Raw genomic sequence first — 16,373 nt, forward strand, 5'->3', positions numbered from 1 at the left:
GCAATCCTCGTCTGGATATGAAGAGCCCACGTCGGGCTCACCCTTTCGCGTCCTGCCGCGCGCGCAGGACATCGTTGGCGCGGCGGACGGCCTCCGCGCCGCCCTCGGCGAGAAGAGGTCGTTCGGTCGGATTGTCCTTGTAGAACCGCAGGAGGGCGGCCGCGCGCTGTGGGTCCGACCCGAGCATGAGAAAAGGTACGGCGAAAACGGGAGATCCCTCGGCGTGCGCCAGACCCAGGCGGGCGACGCGCCCCGCTTCGACGGTGATCTCGCCGACCTCGTCCCATCGCCAGTGCACGCGACCCACGCCACGGATGCCGTGGATACCAGACGGGGTCATCTCGATCCCCGGTGCACGCCGCAGGCGCCACAGCATCACGACGAGACCGCCTGCGGCCAGCGCGGCGAGGAGGTAAGGGCCACGCCGCACCAAGACGGACGGCATTGTCTCGAGCCCCAGGATGTCGGTGGCGCCCTGGGCCACAGCGGGAAGAAAGAGGATGAGAAGAAGAACCACGACCGCGACGGAAGGCGATGCAGGCGGCCGCAGCCACAACGAGTGAGATGAGTCGTGAAACCGCACCACGCCCGTCGTCATCGTTCGGGAACGCACGATAGCGACGACCGCAGCTGCGCAGACCGCGATCACGAGCGACGCCATCACGAGGCGCAGTCCGAGCCGGGCGTCGGCAGCGGCGATCACCGCCGGAGGGACCGCGAACAGGAGTATGAACGGCGCGAACCGCCCAGGAGGACGACCGTCTCGTAAGAGCGAAACGGGCTCAACTCCCGGATCTTCAAGACGTGGGTGCGTTGTGACGAGGACCATTCTGGGGTTCCCCTAAGCCGCGTACGCCGGCAGGCCGCGCCGCCCGATCCGCTTCACGCCATCTTCGAACTGAACCATCCGAACGCCCCCATTCGTGTGTGGCGATCACCGTATCAGGACCCACGGACACGGAAGACCGGTCTCCGCGCCCTGCGGGCCACTCAACTCGCGACGGGGCGGAGGAGGTCTGCCGCGTGGGTGAGCGCCGCCTCTCCCCCTGTCTCGAGCACGCCGCGCTCCTCGGGGTGATCGCGGAAGAATCGAACGATCGCGGCGACCTGGTTGGGGTCGCCACCGAGGTACCTCATCGTGGAGGTGACCGGAACGTATCCGTCGACCATCGTCAGCGACAGCGTGGCGGGCGGCCCGGTGACGGTGACCTCGCCGACCAGATCCCACGGCCAATCGACTTCGCCGCGCGCGCGGATGCCATGGATACCGTCGACGGTCAGGCGGAGCCCGGGAGTCACCCGCAGCCGCCAGAGGATCACCCCGAGGCTCACCACCGACAGGACCGTCAGCAGCAGCGGGGAACGGCGGGGAGAGGCGAAGCCGTCGCCGTCGACTCCCGCAGCGATGGCCGCCCCGATCCCCATCAGCCCGCAGAGCACGATGAGCACCACGGTCAACGCGGTGGGCCAGACGGGCGGGCGGAAGTGCAGGCCCGGTCCACGGGAGGCGATGTAGACGACGCCGTCGCGCGGCAGACGTTTCACGAGGGTGACGTACCCGAGCACCGCGACGAGCAGGATGGCGAACGCGCCCATCACCAGCCGGATACCGAGCTCGTCGGCGACGACGACGATGAAGATCGGCACGAGGGTCGCCAACGCGACGAGGGTCAGAATCGCGTTCGCGCGGCGCATGTCCGCCGTCGTCGAGACGTGGGGCGTGTCGCCGGAGAGACGTCGGACGAGGATCTTCCGCAGGGCCACGGGTCGATCCTGTCAAACGCTCGCGATCGGTGCGCGGGCCCGTGTGCAGAACCCGCCCGACAGTGCGAGCCAGAGGCATCTAGTAAGGTAACCCTTGCCTAACCCAGAGCCACGGCATCCCCTTTCGAAAGGACATCTCGCCATGCCCTCGCGCCCCTCCTCCCGCCTCGCCCTCGCCGCCTTCGCCGGACTCGCCCTCGTGCTCTCCGGGTGCGCCAGTGGCGCGGCATCCACCTCCGATTCCCCCGACACCGCGACGCACGAGGTCACGCACGCCCGCGGCACCACCGCGGTGACCGATGCTCCCCAGCGCGTGGTCACGCTCGAGCCGCTCGAGCTCGACACCGCGGTCGCGGTCGGCATCACCCCGGTCGGCGCCGCCGTCGCCAACATGGTCAAGGGCATGCCGAGCTACCTCGGCGTCGAGGGTGTCACGCCGGTCGGCACCGTCAGCGAGCCCGACCTCGAGGCGATCGCATCGCTCAAGCCCGACCTGATCCTCGGAACCGAATCCCGCCACTCGGCCCTCTACGACCAGCTCAGCGCGATCGCCCCGACCGTGTTCATCGCCACGCAGGCCGACCCCTGGCGCGACAACGCGGCTCTCATCGGTGAGGCTCTCGGCCGCGAGGACGAGGTGAAGAAGGCGGTGGATGCCGTCGACACCCGCTGCGGTGAGATCAAGGCCGCGCATCAACTCGCAGGCAAGACCGCCGAGATGATCCGCCCGCGCGATGAGACGACGCTGAGCCTCTACGGCCCGGTCTCGTTCGCCGGGAGCCTGCTCGAGTGCGTCGGCTACACGATCCCCGACCACGCGTGGGAGGACGGACTGCAGGCCGACATCTCGCCCGAGAACATCTCCAGCGCCACTGCCGACGCCGTCTTCGTCACCACCGCCGACGTGGCCGACCGCTCGACGATCCCGGCCGCGATCGCGCAGAACACCGCGGCGTTCCCCGTCGTGACGCTCGTCAACACGAGCACGTGGGTCGCGGGAGTCGGCCCCAAGGGCGCGCAGTCGGTGCTCGACGACATCGAGACCTTCCTCGCCTCCGCGAGATGACGGCCGCGCACGTGCAGGCGACGCCCGCCGCCCGGCCCGCGCGCATCGGCAGGACCGCCGCCGGAAGCCTCGTCCTGGCGGCGGTCCTCGCCCTCGCGATCGCGCTGTCGCTCATGATGGGCGCGAACCCCCTCCCCTGGTCGGCGGTCTGGGCCTCGCTCACGGGAGCCGGCACCCCCGACACCGACTTCGTCGTGCAGGGACTCCGCGTCCCCCGCACGATCGCCGGGCTCGTCGCCGGCGCCGCGCTCGGGGTGGCGGGCGCGCTCATGCAGTCGTTCTCGCGCAATCCGCTCGCCGACCCGGGCATCCTGGGCGTCAACGCGGGGGCCGCGTTCGCCGTCGCTCTCACGGTCGGGGTCTTCGGCATCCAGAACTCTTTCCTTCTGGTGTGGCCCGCGTTCCTGGGAGCGCTCGTCGTGACCGTCGCGGTGGCGGCCGTCGGCTCGGCGGGGCGGGGACGCGCCGACCCCATCCGCCTCGTGCTCGCGGGAGTCGCCGTGGGAGCCGTGCTCTCGGGTGTCACCTCGGGCATGGTGCTCAGCGATCCCGACGCGTTCGACACCATGCGCGGGTGGAACGCCGGGTCGCTGCTCGGCCGCGGGCTCGAGGTCATCGTGCCGGTGGTGCCGTTCGTCGTGGTCGGACTCCTCGTGGCGTGCGCCCTCGGCCGTCCCCTCAACGCGCTGGCGCTGGGCGATGATCTCGCCCAGGCACAGGGCACGCGCGTCGGGGCCGTGCGGGTGGCATCCATCGCCTCGGTGACCGTGCTCGCGGGGGCGGCCACCGCCCTCGTCGGTCCCCTCTCGTTCGTCGGGCTGATGGTGCCGCACGTCGTGCGATGGATCGTCGGGCCCGATCAGCGCCTCATCCTGCCGCTCAGCGCCCTCGCCGCACCGATCGTCGTCCTGCTGGCCGACGTGCTCGGCCGCGTGATCATCGCACCGGCCGAGGTGCCGGCCGGGATCGTGACCGCGTTCGTCGGCGCTCCCGTCCTCATCGCGCTCGCGCGCCGACGAAGGGCCCGCGCACTGTGACCGCCGTCCTGAGCCCGCCGCGTCTCGCAAGTGTCCGTCTGCGTCGCCGAAGCGTCGTCGTGGGAGCCGCCACCGTCGCCGCCATCCTGACCCTCGCGGTGCTCGCGCTCGGGTGGGGCACCTACCCGGTGGCCCCGGATGCCGTGATCCGCGCGCTCCTCGGAAGCGGCACGGCCCTCGACACCACCGTCGTCGTCGGGTGGCGGCTGCCCCGCGTGCTCGCCGCCGTAGCCCTCGGGGCGCTCCTCGCGATCGCGGGGGCACTGTTCCAGACGGTCACCCGCAATCCGCTCGCGAGCCCCGACATCCTGGGGCTGTCGAACGGCGCCTTCACGGGCATGCTGATCACGCTGGTGCTCGTCTCGTCGTCGTGGCCCGCGCGGGCGGCGGGGGCGTTGGTCGGGTGCCTCGCGGCATCCCTCCTCATCTGGCTGCTCGCGTATCGCGGGGGCATCCAGGGCTTCCGGCTCATCGTGGTCGGCATCGGCGTCTCGGCCATGCTCGCCTCACTCAACACGTGGATGCTGCTGCAGGTCGAGCTCGAGACCGCGATGTTCGCCTCGGCGTGGGGGCACGGTTCACTCAACGGCGTGACCGGCGACGCGCTCGGCGGGGTGCTGCTGTGCGCGCTGCCCGTCGCCCTCGCGGCTTTCGCCCTCGGTCCGTCGCTGCGTCAGCTCGAACTCGGCGACGACCTCGCGACCGCCACCGGTGTGCGCCCGCACCTCGTGCGCAGCGTCGCCCTGCTGATCGGGGTGGTGCTCGTCGCCGCGGCCACCGCGATCGCCGGGCCCATCGCCTTCGTGGCGCTCGCGGCTCCGCAGATCGCGCGGCGCCTCGCACGTTCGCCATCGTTGTCGCTCACCCTCTCGGGGCTGGTCGGGGCGCTGGTGCTGCTGGTATCCGATGCCATCGCCCAGCACGTCCTGCCGGTCGCCCTTCCCGTGGGCGTCGTCACCGTCTCGGTGGGCGGCGCGTACCTCATCGTCATGATCGTCTCGGAGATCCGCCGCCGTGCCTGACATCACCGCCCCCCTGACTCGCCCGTGGGAGTACAGCGCCTTCGCCGTCGAGGTCAGCGCGCGCGAGATGCTGTCGCCGAACTTCCTGCGCCTCACGTTCGCGGGCGACGCGCTGCATCACTTCGCCCCGTGGGGCGTGGATCAGCGCATCAAGCTCGTGCTGCCCCTGCCGGGCGGAGGCCTCGCGGACATCGGCCTGCTGGACGAGCCGACGCCGCACCCGTCCGAGTGGTACACGCGCTGGAAGGCGCTGCCGGTCGCGGAGCGCAACGTCCTGCGCACCTACACCCCCGCGGCGATCCGTCCGGACGCCGGTGAGATCGACGTGGACTTCTACCTGCACTCCCCCGAAGGACCTGCCTCGCGGTGGGCGCGCGCCGCGCGCGTCGGCGAATCGGTCGTGATCACCGGGCCCGACGCGCGGAACGGGTGGACGGGATACGGCATCCACTGGCAACCGCCCGCCCTCGGCAGGTTCCTGCTCGTCGCCGACGAGACCGCGATCCCCGCGGTCCGCAACATCGCGGCCGCCCTCCCGCCCCAGGCCCGTGGCATTGCGATCGTCGAGATCGGCGACGCCGCAGACGACGTCACCGTCGCCCGACTCGGCGATGCCGTCGACGTGCGCGTGGTCGCGCGTGGCGAGACGGAAGCGGCCGTCCGCGCCTGGGGTTCCGCCGAAGCCGATTACGCCTGGCTCGCCGGGGAGTCCGGCGTCGTGGCCGCGTCGCGCCGCGTGCTCGTTCGAGAGCTCGGAATGCCACGCGAGCGCGTGTCGTTCCTGGGGTACTGGCGCGCGGGAGGGGCGCTCGTCGACTGAGCCGGCCCCGGAACGGAGATGAGACGATTCTCATCCTGTTCAGCCGTATTCCGACCTACCCTCGTCTGTGGATAAGTGACGATTGCCGCGCGCTGTGGAGGAACGTCTACTGCGCGAGGCCCGGGTGGGGGCACAGCGTGTACGGATCACCGGAAGAAACGCTCGCGCGGATCGAAGAAGACACGCGTCGCGCGCAGGAACGCGGCGAGAAGCTGCCGGTCCTGCAAGCCGCGATCGGAGAGGTCCGAGCGAAGGCGGTGGCGCGTACCCGCGACATCTCCGTCGAGGTGGACGCGGCGGGGGTCATCCGCGACCTCGACATCGCCGACGCCGCGCTCGAGCGCGGAGGCCGCCGCGTCAGCGCCGAGGTGATGGACCTGATCGCTAAGGCAACGAAGGACGCCCGCATCCGCACCCTCGAAGTGACCACCCAGATCATGGGCGAATCGGACCCCATCGTCGGCGTCGTGGCCGCGGAGCTCATTCCCGAACAGGAAGACGACGGAGTGACGCGCCGAGGAGGCCTGCGATGACCCCGCAGATCCGGATGGATGCCGACGTCATGCTGCAGCACGCGTCGCGCGTGCAGCAGCTCGCTTCGGACGCCGCCGAAGCGGCAGCCGCCCTGAAGAGCGTGAATCTGGGCGGCGGGGCGTTCGGTGTGATGTGCGCCTGGATCGTCCCACCCGTCGGTCTCGTCTCGAGCGCGGTCTCGCAACACATCAACGGCGCCGAGGGCGTCCTCGAGCGCACCGGGCAGGAGTTGCGGGGCGTCGTCGCCGACTTCGACGCCTACGAAGAGGCCGTGGTCCAGGCGACGAAGAGTCTCGAGGGAGGTCTCGGATGAGCACCTCTCTCGTCGCGGCGCCCGTCGACACGACCTCGGCGTTCTCGGGCGCCTTCATCGTCACCGATGGACAGGCCCTGGCAGACGCCATCCGGAGCGGAAACTGGGTCGAAGGCGGGATCGCCGGTTTCTCGGCCGCGATGGACACCGTCGCCGCCGTGATGGACCCCATCGGCACGCTGATCGCCAACGGTCTCGGCTGGCTGCTCGACCACATCGAACCGCTCAAGGGCTGGCTGAACGACCTCACCGGCAACGCGGCTGAAGTGCAGGCCTTCGCCGCCACGTGGAACAACGTCGGCGCACGCATGAACGAACTGGGCGTCACCGCCCAGAACCGCCTCGCCGACCTCGACGGACTGTCGGGAGAGACCATCACCGCGTACACCGCGCACGTGCAGGGGCTGTCGCAACACCTGACGACGTCGGGCCAGTGGGCGGGGGCGATCTCGACGGGGTTGTCGATGGCGTCGTCGCTCGTGCAGATGACCCACGACCTGGTCCGAGACGCGATCAGTCAGATCGTCGGCATGGCGATCTCAGCCGCTATCACCGCGGTCGCGACGGTCGGCCTCGCGACGCCGGTCATCGCCGCGCAGGTCGGTTCGCGGGTCTCTGCGCTCGTGCCGCGCATCAGCAAGACCATCACCACCGTCGTGAACGCCTTCACCAAGCTGCGCGGACTCGTCGAAGAGCTCAGCAGCATGGCGGGCAAGGCGCTGCAGTTGTTGACGAAGTGGGTCGGGGGCGGCAAAGGCTCCAGCGCTGTGCATGCTACGGAGACCGCAGCCGAGAGCCTGGTGCGCCATCCGACTCAGTTGGGCGTCGACTTCACGTACAACCCGAAGCACAGTCGCCCGGAATGGGATCGGCAGATCACCAACGCGCAGGACGTCTTGGACAACACGACGTTCGAGACGTGGCTGCAGCGCAGGGATGAGTTCACGGGGGATCGTTCGAGCGCGGTGAAGGCCGAACAGGCCGCGGTTCGACAAGCCGCGCTGATCGACAAAATCGACGAGCTTCAGGACCAAGGTCGAACAGCCGCTCAGGCGAGGCAAGAAGCGGCCGAATGGCTGGAAACGCAGCACGCAATCCACCGCCTCGACTCGGTCGCCGGAGGGGACCCCCTCGATTTCGACGGGGTGGGGGACGCCGCAGTCAACTCCTCCGTGGGGTCGCAGTGGCGAACGCGTGTGCCCGTCCTAGAATCGGAGATCCGTGAACTGGCGAACGGGATGTCCCCCGAACAACTGCGCAACACGCTACTCAACGTGAGAATCAGAGGATAAAAAGATATGACTGTATCCCCATTTGAAGGATTCAAGCATTTCTCCGCAATGCCCGCTAGTTCTCTGGAGAAGTTCTCACCGCTCGTCGAGCCCGCGGTCGTAGAACTGTGGCATGCGCACGGCATCGGCTGCACGGCCGATGGCTTCCTGAAATTGATCGACCCCGCCTATTACCTGACCATGATCGGAGAATACCTCCCGCGGCCCGACATGATCCCTGTTCTCGCAACGGGGATGGGGGACATAGTCGTCGCCTACTCAGGAAAATACCGCGTCCTTGAATTTCGGTACGCCAGAGCAACCGGCGGAGTCGGATCGAGTCTCGCTCGTATCGGACGTCGAGCAGCGGATCGCGAATACCTCGAAGAGTTCCTCGACGCGAAGCCCTACTTCGAAGCGATGAACACTTACGGCCCGCTCGACTCCCCCGATGACATCGACTACATCTTTGGGTACGAACTCCCCCTCCCCGCCGGCGGACCGGAGGGCGTCGAGAACCTCACTCGCTCTCGAATCTTCGAACACATCGCACTGACAGTTCAGCTGTCGGGCCCGATTCCTTTTGCAGGCTGACGGAAGCTAGCGCCGCCTATTGCGAGTTCTCAACATGACACACCAAGTGTCCCCACCGCCTTACCGAGACAATTCTTTCCGCGGTGCCGTTGTCCCACGAATGGAGAAATATGTCAGCGAACGTTACTGAGTTCGTCCGCGACTCTGGAGCATCCATAGCGTCCCGGCGCGTCCTCGACGGCAGCGCGCCCCTCAAGTGGGCCGTTCGCGAGGCTCCGTCGAACCCGTCCGACAACGGGTGGCGGTTCTTCTCCGAGATGGACGACGAGTCATATCTCGATGACCCGTCGAACCTCGAGGTGGCGTCCTTCAACACGATCGCGGCTATCGAGCCGGCCGTGATCCCACTGCTCAACATGCCGGTGGGCACAGACCTGGCCATTACCCGAGACCAAGGGGCGATCCGCTTCTTCGACAACGAGACGGGACGCGAAGTATCTGCGTCCGACCTCGGCTGAGAGCGAGAGCATCATGCGCGCGCACGAACGAGCCGAGGACGACATCTGACGTGCCCGTCGAGCTCTTCCGCGATTTCGTCCGCGTCGCCGCCGTTCCATCCGCCACCGTCGCTCGATACCGCAACCTGGTTGAGCCTGCGCTCGTCGAGCTCTGGGAGGCTCACGGATTCGGACTCGCGGCCAACGGCTTCCTGCGGGCGATAGACCCCGAGCGATACTCCTCTCTGATCGGCGAGTTCCTCCCCCGCCCGGACATGGTCCCTGTCCTCGCGACGGCGCTAGGCGACGTCGTCGTCTTCTTCGACGACAGGTACCGCGTGCTGCAGTTCAGATACGCCCGCGCGACCGGTGGCGTCGGATCGAGCCTGGACATGATCGGACTGTTCGCGGCTCAGGAAAGCTGGCTCAACAGATTTATGGGCTACGCCCCCTACGCCGAAGCCGTTGAGAGGTACGGCGCCCTGAACTCCCCCGCCGATTTCGACGAGATCTACGCCCCACCGCTGCCCCTCCCGGCGGGAGGCCCCGAGGGGGTCGAGCACCTGGCACGTGTTCGCATCTTCGAGCACATCGCGCTCACCGCACACCTTGCCGGCCCGATTCCGTTCGCGGGATAGCTTTCCGGGGCGGGCACCGACGCCGAAACGGTGCGCGGAGACCTTCTAGACAGTCACAGGGATGGATGACCATGGCATTCCGGCCATTCGAAGATTTCACACCGATCGCCCCGACCTCGGCCGCTACGATGCAGAAATACTCGGGAATCCTCGAAGAAGCCGTGCTCGAAATGTGGCAGATCCACGGATTCGGATTAGCGGCCAACGGATTCCTGAAGGTCATCGACCCCGACTACTACGGGGAGATGATCGGAGAGTATCTGCCTCACCGGGATATGGTTCCCCTCTTCGCAACCGGTCTCGGGGACATCGTGGTCGCCTCGGGAGGCGGTTACCGGGTGCTGCAGTACCGGTACTCCCGCATCTCGGGAATGAGCTCGAGCATCCGTCATCTCGGACTCAAGATCACCAGTGCCGAGTGGCGCGAAAAGATCTACGACTCCGCTCCTTACGACGAGGCGGCTGCGGCGTACGGACCGCTGACGGCGCCCGCAGACTTCGATGACATCTACGCGAGCACTCTTCCCCTTCCCGCGGGCGGCTCCGAAAGCGTCGAGTTCCTCACTCGCTCGCGGATCTTTGAGCACATCGCGCTCACGACTCAGCTCGCCGGCCCGATCCCCTTCACGGGCTGAACCCGCCACGAAGACTGCCTGATCAGGTGCGCGCGAGAGGATGACGACATGCCCCTGGACGCGTCACTCATCCGCGTGAAAGCCATGCTCCTCGTCCCTCACCCCGATTCACCGGCTCACCTCGTGAGCGCCCACGGACCGACGCATGAGAACCCGCGGGGCTTTCACCGCCTGATCGGCGGCAGTGTCGAGTTCGGCGAAACGCATCGCGAAGCGATCGTCCGTGAGGTGGAGGAAGAACTCGGCGCGCGCATCACTGACCTCACCTACCTCGACACGATCGAGAGCCTCTTCCGCTACAACGGCGAGGCGGGTCATGAGATCATCGCGCTCTACTCCGGCGGACTCGACCCCCTGCCCCCAGAGCACGGCGGCACCCTCACCGAGTCCGACGGTTCCGTCGTACCCGTCGTCTGGCGACCGCTCGACGCTGGGAAAGAGTCCGCGCCCCTCTACCCCGTGGCCGCGGCGCCGTGGGTCCGATCCGTCGTCACCCGGACGACGGGGCGGTAACAGGAGCCGGATCACCCCTCCCCCGTCAGTCGAGCACCAGCTCGATGTTCCGGTGATCCCGGAACACCTTCACCACCAGCTCGAAGTACGTCACCCCCACGCCCGACTCGAGCGCGTCCAGAGCGCGCTGGGCGGTGGCCGCGGAGAACACCTCGGGCCGGGCGAGCTTCGCGCGGTAGTACTCGCGCGTCGCGTCGATCCCCAGCGCTTCCCGCGCGATGTCAGCCCGTTTGCACACCACTCGCACCGGCTCCGCCCCGTCGAGCACCCCGAACCCGCCGTACAGCAGGTCGTCGAGGGCGTCGAGGCTCTCGCCCAGCGTCCACTCCTCGTCGGGCATGAACACGCGGTTCAGTTCGGCGTAGAGCGACGGGATGCCATGTATCGCCGTCCCGTCGATCTCGATGGTGCGCGGGGTCATGGCATCCGTTCTTCTGGGTGGTGGAAGTGAACGACGAAGGGCCGGACGCCTGTCGGCATCCGGCCCTCTCGTGCGAACCTCGCTCGGAGGTTCCGGACGACTAGTTGCCGCCGTTGATCACCGACAGGTACGACCCGAAGGGGCGCGCGGTGTCGAGATCGGCGAAGTCGTCGGCAAGGCCCTCGTGAGGCGTGTTCTCGTTCTGCATGAACCAAGTGTCCGCGAGCGGCCGTCGTCGCGGAGGGTGGTTGACAACCGCCTAATATCTCGCCTAGCTAACTACTCTTCCCTCTAGAGACTGGATGCGCTGTTCGAGGAAGGCGATGTAGTCGGCCATGTATGCGAGCTTCGCCTCGAGACGGTCGAGCCGCGGGCTGGTGTGGCCCTGGTTGTAGTGCAACGGGGTGTTGAGGGGTACGTCCGCGTCGATCTTCGCGAGCACGGTGCGCAGCGGGTTCGAGCCATCGGCGGCATTCGTCATGACGCCAGCGTAGGCGCGCTCAGGCGCTCGGCGCCTGATCCGTCCCGGCCAGCACCGGTGCGAGCATGATGATCGCGGCGCCCACGAGCGCCACCGCGGAGCCGACGTAGTCCCACGCGGTCGGCCGGAAACCGTCGACGACGATCCCCCACGCCAACGAACCCGCGATGAAGACTCCGCCGTAGGCCGCGAGCACGCGCCCGAAGTTCGCCTCGGGCTGCAGCGCCGCGACGAACCCGTAGGCACCGAGGGCCAGGATGCCGAGCAACGCGAGCCACCATCCGCGGTTCTCGCGGACGGCCTGCCACACGAGCCACGCCCCGCCGATCTCGGCGATCGCGGCCACGGCGAACAGGATCACGATGCGCGCGGTGGTCATTCCGCCATTATCGACCGCGGAGAGCGAGCGGCCGCCACCGTGGCCGATCGGGTTACGCCGGAAAACCGGTAGATGACGGGTGCGAAACATTTGGGATGCGTGCGCTGTGCGGCCGCTACGGTTCCCTCAGGAGGTACCCATGACTCGACCCCGCACGGTGACCCACACCTACACGCTGGCGGGCGGCTGGCAGAAGGCGCACCACGGACCCCTGACGGCGGAAGTCGCCGAGAACCTGCGCCGCTCCGGCGTCACCATGGTTCGCGCGCGCCGAGGGCTCTTCGACAGCCGCGAGATCTCACTGCGCGACTACCCGCCGCGGCGGGCGGAGGCTCCGGTCCGCCCGCGCTGAGGGTCGTCAGCGGCCGGGGCGGAGCAGACCGCTCTCGTACGCGGCGATCACGAGTTGCGCACGGTCGTGCGCGCCGAGCTTCACCATCGTGTTCTTGACGTGCGATTTCGCCGTGTGCGGTGAGATGAACAGCCCGCCGGCGATCTCGTCGTTCGAGCGTCCGCGGGCGACGAGCAGCAGCACCTCGCGCTCGCGATCGGTCAACGCCTCGAGCGACGGGGGCGCGCTCCCCTGCGCCGGCGCCGCGCGCACCCAGGTCTCGATCAACGCGCGCGTCGCCGCCGGTGACAGAAGCGCCCCACCCTCGTGGACCGCGCGCACGGCGCGGACGATGTCGTCGGGCTCGGCGCCCTTGCCGATGAACCCGCTGGCTCCGGCGCGCAGCGCCGAGACGACGTACTCGTCCTCCTCGAAGGTCTTCAGAATGAGCACTCTGGTATCGGCGAGGGCGGGGTCGGCGCAGATCACCGCGGTGGCGTCGATGCCGTCCATCCGCGGCATCCGGATGTCGCACACCACCACATCGGGGCGGAGGCGCCGGGCGAGCTCGACCGCGGCCTCGCCGTCGGCGGCCTCGCCCACGACCGTGGTCCCCTCGGCCGCGTCCAGCAGGTCGCGGACGGCGGAGCGGATGAGCGACTGGTCGTCGACGACGATCACGGTGGTCACGGGGCTGTCTCCGATCGAACGGGGGCGGGGAGGGGAAGACGCGCCGCCAACCGGAAGCCGCCGGGGGCGAGGCCGGCGTCGAGCTCGCCGCGCACGGCGTCGACCCGCTCGCGCAGGCCGATGAGCCCGAATCCCGACGTCGGCGGCGCCTCGGCGGGCTCGGGCACGCGATCCAGGGGGTTCGTCACCACGACTTCGAGCACGTCTCCATCGCGACGCATCAGCACGTGCGCGCGGCGGGTGGTGCCGTGCTTCACCGCGTTCGTGAGTCCCTCCTGCACAACGCGGTAGGCCACGATGCCGATTCCGATCGGGATGCCGCTGCCCTCGGCATCCGTCCCGATCTCGTCGCGCACCACGACGTCCCATCCCGCCACCCGCACCGACTCGACCACCTCGGGAACACGTGCCAGCCCGGGCTGCTCGCGCGCCGCGGCCTCGTCGGGAGCGCGGAGCACGCTGAGCATCGCCCCGATCTCGCCCAGCACGTCGCGCGAGGTGGTGCGGATGGTGGCGAGCGCATCCCGTGCTTTCTCGGGCCGCGTCTCGAGTGCCGAGGACGCCACCCCCGCGTTCAGGCTGATCACCGAGATCCGGTGGGCGACCGCGTCGTGCAGATCGCGCGCGATGCGCAGGCGCTCCTCGGTGACGCGCCGCCGGGCCTCGGCCTCGCGGGTCTCTTCGGCTCGTCGCGCGCGCTCCTCCACCGCCTCGACGTAGGCGCGCCGCGATCGGGCGGCGTCACCGATCGCCCCGGCGAGGGCCAGGGCCAGCCCGACCTGCAGAAAGCGCGTGTCGACGCCGCTGACGAGCGAGACGACGATGCTCCCTCCCGTCGTGGCGACGACCGCCGCGAGGATCGCGGGCACCGACCGTCGGCGTGCGGTGCGCTGCGCGACGGTGTACGCCGCGACGATCATCGCGAGGGTCGCTCCCGGCGACTGCGTACCCAGCACCAGCGCCCCCAGGTACAGCGCGACGCACGCGGCGAGCGCGAGCCGCGGTCTCGCGCGACGCATCGGCAGGACGAGGGCCGGCAGCAGAACCAGCACGAGGGCGAACGGCTGAGAAGGGCGCAGCTCCGCGAGCGGGAGAGGGGCGAAAGCGGGGCCGACCACGAGGACGGCCAGGCCGAGGTCGGTCAGCCACGGGCGCGCGGCCCAGAACGACCGCGGCGCGGACGTCGGAGTCTCGGGAGCGCTCACCGGTCCAGTCTGTCGTCTCGCGCGGGCCCGGGCGATCGCCCCGGCGGGTCATTCGCGAATACCCCCGTGGGGGGAGTCGTCCTCCCCGGCGGTGGGACGCGGCATCCGGGGTCCGAGCGCGAGGGTGGGGTCATGGCATCCGATCCCGCTCCCCCACTCCTCTCGGTCACCGACCTGCACAAGTCGTATGGTCGCGGCTCCGCCCGCTTCGACGCCTTGCGCGGGGTGACCCTCGACATCCACCGCGGCGAGAGCATCGCCATCCTCGGCAAGAGCGGCTCGGGCAAGTCGACGCTCATGCACCTGCTGGCTCTGATGGACGCGCCCACGCGCGGCGCCGTGCTCCTCGACGGAGTGGATGCCACGACCCGGCGCGGACGCCGGCTCAACCGCACGCGCAACAAGACGTTCGGCTTCGTGTTCCAGCAGTTCTTCCTGACGCCGACCGCGTCGGTGTTCGACAACGTCGTGCTGCCGCTGAAGATCGCGGGCGTGGGGCGCGGCGAGCGCAAGCGCCGGGGACTCGCGGCCCTGGCCGAGCTCGACATGGGCGACAAGGCCCGCAACAAGGCCACGGCCCTCTCGGGCGGGCAGAAGCAGCGCGCCGTCATCGCCCGCGCCCTCGTGAACGACCCGCAGGTGATCTTCGCCGACGAGCCGACCGGGAACCTGGATTCGGCGACCGGGGCGGTGGTCGAGGACATCCTCTTCCGCCTCAACCGCGAGCACGGCATCACCCTCATCATCGTCACGCACGACGAAGACCTCGCGGCCCGGTGCGACCGGCGCGTGCAGATCCGCGACGGACTCATCGTCGCCGAGGAACGGAGCGCGGCATGAAGACCCTCGATCTGGTGAGTACCGCCGTCGCCAACACGTTCCGCTCGAAGACGCGCACGATCCTCACGGTGCTGGCGATCTTCGTCGGCGCCTTCACCCTGACCATCACCAACGGGCTCGGCACCGGCATCAACGCGTTCATCGACAGCACCGTCAGCGCAATGGGCGCCTCGGACGCGCTGACCGTGACCAAGACGAGCACCGATGCCACGGCATCCACCGCTCCTCAGAAATACGATCCGGATGCCATCTCGTCGGGGCGTCAGGCGGGCCCTCCTGGAACGACGAGCGAGGTGACCGCGCTGACCGACCCGGACATCACCGCGCTCGCGGCGGTGCCGGGCATCGCGAAGGTCGTGCCGGTGAAGTCCGTGACGATCGACTACGTGCAGGCGCCGGGCGGCGACCCGTACGTCGCCCGGGCCGGCAGTCTCGTGGCGGGGCAGACACCCCAGATGGGCGCGGGGGTGGCCCCCGACGACGGTTCGCCGGCGCTGCAGGTCGCCCTCCCCGACGCGCTGGTCGAGCCGATGGGCTTCGCCGACGCCGACGCCGCCGTGGGCGCCACCGTGACCATCGCGGTCACCGATCCGGTCCGCACACAGCACACGGTCGAAGCGACCGTGACCGGGGTGACCGAGGAGGCCTTCGGCAGCACCACGACGCTGACGACGAACGCAGCCCTTGAGGACGCCCTGTCGGCCGCGCAGAACACCGGCGTCCCCGCCGACCAACTCGACCGGTACGCCTCGGCGAGCGCGACGATGGCAGCGGGCGCGAACGTGACCGATGTGAAGGCCGCGCTCACCGACGCCGGCTACACGGGGACGACGGTCGCCGATCAGCTGGGCACGTTCGAAGCGGTGATCAACGGGATCGTGCTGGTCTTGAACGCCTTCGCGATCATCGCCCTGCTGGCGGCGAGCTTCGGCATCGTCAACACCCTGCTGATGTCGGTGCAGGAACGCACGCGCGAGATCGGCCTGATGAAGGCGATGGGCATGGGGAGCGGGCGCGTGTTCTCGCTGTTCAGCCTCGAGGCGATCTTCATCGGCCTGCTGGGCAGCGCGCTCGGCGCGGTCGTGGCGATCGGGGTGGGGACGGCGGTCAGCGCCCAACTCGCGAAGAGCCTGTTCAGCGAGCTGCCGGGGCTGCAGCTCATCGCCTTCGATCCGGTGTCGATCGTCGTGACGACGCTCGCGGTGATGGGCATCGCGTTCCTCGCCGGAACCCTGCCGGCGGCCCGCGCCGCCCGCGCCGATCCGGTCGAGTCGCTGCGGTACGAGTGAGACGAGGGCCGGTGCGCGGGGACACCCCGGTGCATCGGCCTTCGACGCGTCGACCGGCGTAGCGTGGGTTCCGCCACTCGACGCCGAGGGAGA

22 protein-coding genes are annotated in these 16,373 nt (G+C 69.1%); 15 read left to right on the forward strand and 7 right to left on the reverse strand.

Features of this window, described 5'->3' with window-relative positions:
• Positions 1-37 precede the first annotated feature (37 nt).
• Positions 38-703: a hypothetical protein gene (locus QBE02_RS04515; RefSeq protein ID WP_279367293.1), complete on the reverse strand. Its 666-nt coding sequence runs from the start codon at positions 701-703 to the stop codon at positions 38-40.
• Positions 704-990: 287 nt separating this feature from the next.
• Positions 991-1,764: a hypothetical protein gene (locus QBE02_RS04520; protein ID WP_279367294.1), complete on the reverse strand. Its 774-nt coding sequence runs from the start codon at positions 1,762-1,764 to the stop codon at positions 991-993.
• A 142-nt stretch (positions 1,765-1,906) separates the two neighbouring features.
• On the opposite strand from QBE02_RS04520, the gene QBE02_RS04525 reads away from it, so the two are divergent.
• The 12 genes from QBE02_RS04525 (at position 1,907) to QBE02_RS04580 (ending at position 10,644) form a co-directional block, all read left to right on the forward strand.
• Positions 1,907-2,830, forward strand: coding sequence for an ABC transporter substrate-binding protein (locus QBE02_RS04525; protein WP_279367295.1), 924 nt, complete (start codon positions 1,907-1,909; stop codon positions 2,828-2,830).
• On the forward strand, positions 2,827-3,867 hold the full coding sequence (locus tag QBE02_RS04530) for a FecCD family ABC transporter permease (protein WP_279367296.1): 1,041 nt from the start codon (positions 2,827-2,829) through the stop codon (positions 3,865-3,867). The genes QBE02_RS04525 and QBE02_RS04530 overlap by 4 nt, the downstream gene beginning before the upstream one ends.
• Positions 3,868-3,926: 59 nt before the next feature.
• Positions 3,927-4,889 carry a FecCD family ABC transporter permease gene (locus QBE02_RS04535; RefSeq protein ID WP_279367297.1) on the forward strand — a complete coding sequence of 321 codons (963 nt, stop codon included), beginning with the start codon at positions 3,927-3,929 and terminating at the stop codon, positions 4,887-4,889.
• Positions 4,882-5,709, forward strand: coding sequence for a siderophore-interacting protein (locus QBE02_RS04540; protein WP_279367298.1), 828 nt, complete (start codon positions 4,882-4,884; stop codon positions 5,707-5,709). The genes QBE02_RS04535 and QBE02_RS04540 overlap by 8 nt, the downstream gene beginning before the upstream one ends.
• Positions 5,710-5,846: 137 nt before the next feature.
• Complete coding sequence (locus QBE02_RS04545; protein WP_279367299.1) at positions 5,847-6,242, forward strand: YbaB/EbfC family nucleoid-associated protein; 396 nt, start codon at positions 5,847-5,849, stop codon at positions 6,240-6,242.
• On the forward strand, positions 6,239-6,556 hold the full coding sequence (locus QBE02_RS04550; RefSeq protein ID WP_268103726.1) for a hypothetical protein: 318 nt from the start codon (positions 6,239-6,241) through the stop codon (positions 6,554-6,556). Before QBE02_RS04545 ends, QBE02_RS04550 begins: the two co-directional genes overlap by 4 nt.
• A gap of 140 nt (positions 6,557-6,696) precedes the next feature.
• Complete coding sequence (locus tag QBE02_RS04555; protein ID WP_279367300.1) at positions 6,697-7,848, forward strand: polymorphic toxin type 15 domain-containing protein; 1,152 nt, start codon at positions 6,697-6,699, stop codon at positions 7,846-7,848.
• A 6-nt stretch (positions 7,849-7,854) separates the two neighbouring features.
• Positions 7,855-8,421, forward strand: coding sequence for a hypothetical protein (locus QBE02_RS04560; protein WP_268103724.1), 567 nt, complete (start codon positions 7,855-7,857; stop codon positions 8,419-8,421).
• Between the two features lie 110 nt (positions 8,422-8,531).
• Positions 8,532-8,879 (forward strand): DUF2185 domain-containing protein, encoded by a 348-nt coding sequence (locus tag QBE02_RS04565; RefSeq protein ID WP_268103723.1) that lies wholly within the window; start codon positions 8,532-8,534, stop codon positions 8,877-8,879.
• A gap of 50 nt (positions 8,880-8,929) precedes the next feature.
• Entirely contained in the window at positions 8,930-9,496 is a 567-nt protein-coding gene (locus QBE02_RS04570) for a GAD-like domain-containing protein (protein WP_279367301.1), read from the forward strand.
• Positions 9,497-9,624: 128 nt separating this feature from the next.
• Positions 9,625-10,131, forward strand: a complete 507-nt coding sequence (locus QBE02_RS04575) for a hypothetical protein (RefSeq protein ID WP_431844582.1) — start codon at positions 9,625-9,627, stop codon at positions 10,129-10,131.
• A 48-nt stretch (positions 10,132-10,179) separates the two neighbouring features.
• Complete coding sequence (locus QBE02_RS04580) at positions 10,180-10,644, forward strand: NUDIX domain-containing protein (protein WP_279367303.1); 465 nt, start codon at positions 10,180-10,182, stop codon at positions 10,642-10,644.
• Positions 10,645-10,669: 25 nt separating this feature from the next.
• On the opposite strand, the gene QBE02_RS04585 is transcribed toward QBE02_RS04580, so the two are convergent.
• The 3 genes from QBE02_RS04585 to QBE02_RS04595 form a co-directional block, all read right to left on the reverse strand.
• Positions 10,670-11,065 carry a ribonuclease inhibitor gene (locus QBE02_RS04585; RefSeq protein ID WP_279367304.1) on the reverse strand — a complete coding sequence of 132 codons (396 nt, stop codon included), beginning with the start codon at positions 11,063-11,065 and terminating at the stop codon, positions 10,670-10,672.
• 271 nt (positions 11,066-11,336) lie between these two features.
• Positions 11,337-11,546 (reverse strand): hypothetical protein, encoded by a 210-nt coding sequence (locus QBE02_RS04590; protein WP_279367305.1) that lies wholly within the window; start codon positions 11,544-11,546, stop codon positions 11,337-11,339.
• A 19-nt stretch (positions 11,547-11,565) separates the two neighbouring features.
• Positions 11,566-11,925, reverse strand: a complete 360-nt coding sequence (locus QBE02_RS04595; RefSeq protein ID WP_268103719.1) for a YnfA family protein — start codon at positions 11,923-11,925, stop codon at positions 11,566-11,568.
• 139 nt (positions 11,926-12,064) lie between these two features.
• On the opposite strand from QBE02_RS04595, the gene QBE02_RS04600 reads away from it, so the two are divergent.
• Positions 12,065-12,277: an alternative tryptophan synthase beta-subunit gene (locus tag QBE02_RS04600; protein WP_268103718.1), complete on the forward strand. Its 213-nt coding sequence runs from the start codon at positions 12,065-12,067 to the stop codon at positions 12,275-12,277.
• A gap of 6 nt (positions 12,278-12,283) precedes the next feature.
• Here the strand turns inward: QBE02_RS04600 and QBE02_RS04605 are convergent, their stop codons facing one another.
• Both QBE02_RS04605 and QBE02_RS04610 read right to left on the reverse strand, forming a co-directional pair.
• Positions 12,284-12,946: a response regulator transcription factor gene (locus tag QBE02_RS04605; protein WP_279367306.1), complete on the reverse strand. Its 663-nt coding sequence runs from the start codon at positions 12,944-12,946 to the stop codon at positions 12,284-12,286.
• Entirely contained in the window at positions 12,943-14,151 is a 1,209-nt protein-coding gene (locus QBE02_RS04610; protein ID WP_279367307.1) for a sensor histidine kinase, read from the reverse strand. The genes QBE02_RS04605 and QBE02_RS04610 overlap by 4 nt, the downstream gene beginning before the upstream one ends.
• 132 nt (positions 14,152-14,283) lie before the next feature.
• On the opposite strand from QBE02_RS04610, the gene QBE02_RS04615 reads away from it, so the two are divergent.
• Both QBE02_RS04615 and QBE02_RS04620 read left to right on the forward strand, forming a co-directional pair.
• Positions 14,284-14,991, forward strand: a complete 708-nt coding sequence (locus QBE02_RS04615; protein ID WP_279367308.1) for an ABC transporter ATP-binding protein — start codon at positions 14,284-14,286, stop codon at positions 14,989-14,991.
• Complete coding sequence (locus QBE02_RS04620) at positions 14,988-16,280, forward strand: ABC transporter permease (protein WP_279367309.1); 1,293 nt, start codon at positions 14,988-14,990, stop codon at positions 16,278-16,280. The genes QBE02_RS04615 and QBE02_RS04620 overlap by 4 nt, the downstream gene beginning before the upstream one ends.
• The last annotated feature ends 93 nt before the right edge of the window (positions 16,281-16,373 follow it).

It is taken from the genome of Microbacterium testaceum, from assembly GCF_029761935.1.
Classification (GTDB): Bacteria; Actinomycetota; Actinomycetes; order Actinomycetales; family Microbacteriaceae; genus Microbacterium; species Microbacterium testaceum_A.

Excerpts from the sequence above, each read along its gene's own strand:
- QBE02_RS04525 (WP_279367295.1), top strand. The coding sequence starts at position 1,907 with ATGCCCTCGCGCCCCTCCTCCCGCCTCGCCCTCGCCGCCTTCGCCGGA.
- QBE02_RS04530 (WP_279367296.1), top strand. The coding sequence starts at position 2,827 with ATGACGGCCGCGCACGTGCAGGCGACGCCCGCCGCCCGGCCCGCGCGC.
- QBE02_RS04550 (WP_268103726.1), top strand. The coding sequence starts at position 6,239 with ATGACCCCGCAGATCCGGATGGATGCCGACGTCATGCTGCAGCACGCG.
- QBE02_RS04555 (WP_279367300.1), top strand. The coding sequence starts at position 6,697 with ATGGACACCGTCGCCGCCGTGATGGACCCCATCGGCACGCTGATCGCC.
- QBE02_RS04560 (WP_268103724.1), top strand. The coding sequence starts at position 7,855 with ATGACTGTATCCCCATTTGAAGGATTCAAGCATTTCTCCGCAATGCCC.
- QBE02_RS04565 (WP_268103723.1), top strand. The coding sequence starts at position 8,532 with ATGTCAGCGAACGTTACTGAGTTCGTCCGCGACTCTGGAGCATCCATA.
- QBE02_RS04575 (WP_431844582.1), top strand. The coding sequence starts at position 9,625 with ATGCAGAAATACTCGGGAATCCTCGAAGAAGCCGTGCTCGAAATGTGG.
- QBE02_RS04580 (WP_279367303.1), top strand. The coding sequence starts at position 10,180 with ATGCCCCTGGACGCGTCACTCATCCGCGTGAAAGCCATGCTCCTCGTC.
- QBE02_RS04585 (WP_279367304.1), bottom strand. The coding sequence starts at position 11,065 with ATGACCCCGCGCACCATCGAGATCGACGGGACGGCGATACATGGCATC.
- QBE02_RS04590 (WP_279367305.1), bottom strand. The coding sequence starts at position 11,546 with ATGACGAATGCCGCCGATGGCTCGAACCCGCTGCGCACCGTGCTCGCG.
- QBE02_RS04595 (WP_268103719.1), bottom strand. The coding sequence starts at position 11,925 with ATGACCACCGCGCGCATCGTGATCCTGTTCGCCGTGGCCGCGATCGCC.
- QBE02_RS04600 (WP_268103718.1), top strand. The coding sequence starts at position 12,065 with ATGACTCGACCCCGCACGGTGACCCACACCTACACGCTGGCGGGCGGC.
- QBE02_RS04615 (WP_279367308.1), top strand. The coding sequence starts at position 14,284 with ATGGCATCCGATCCCGCTCCCCCACTCCTCTCGGTCACCGACCTGCAC.
- QBE02_RS04620 (WP_279367309.1), top strand. The coding sequence starts at position 14,988 with ATGAAGACCCTCGATCTGGTGAGTACCGCCGTCGCCAACACGTTCCGC.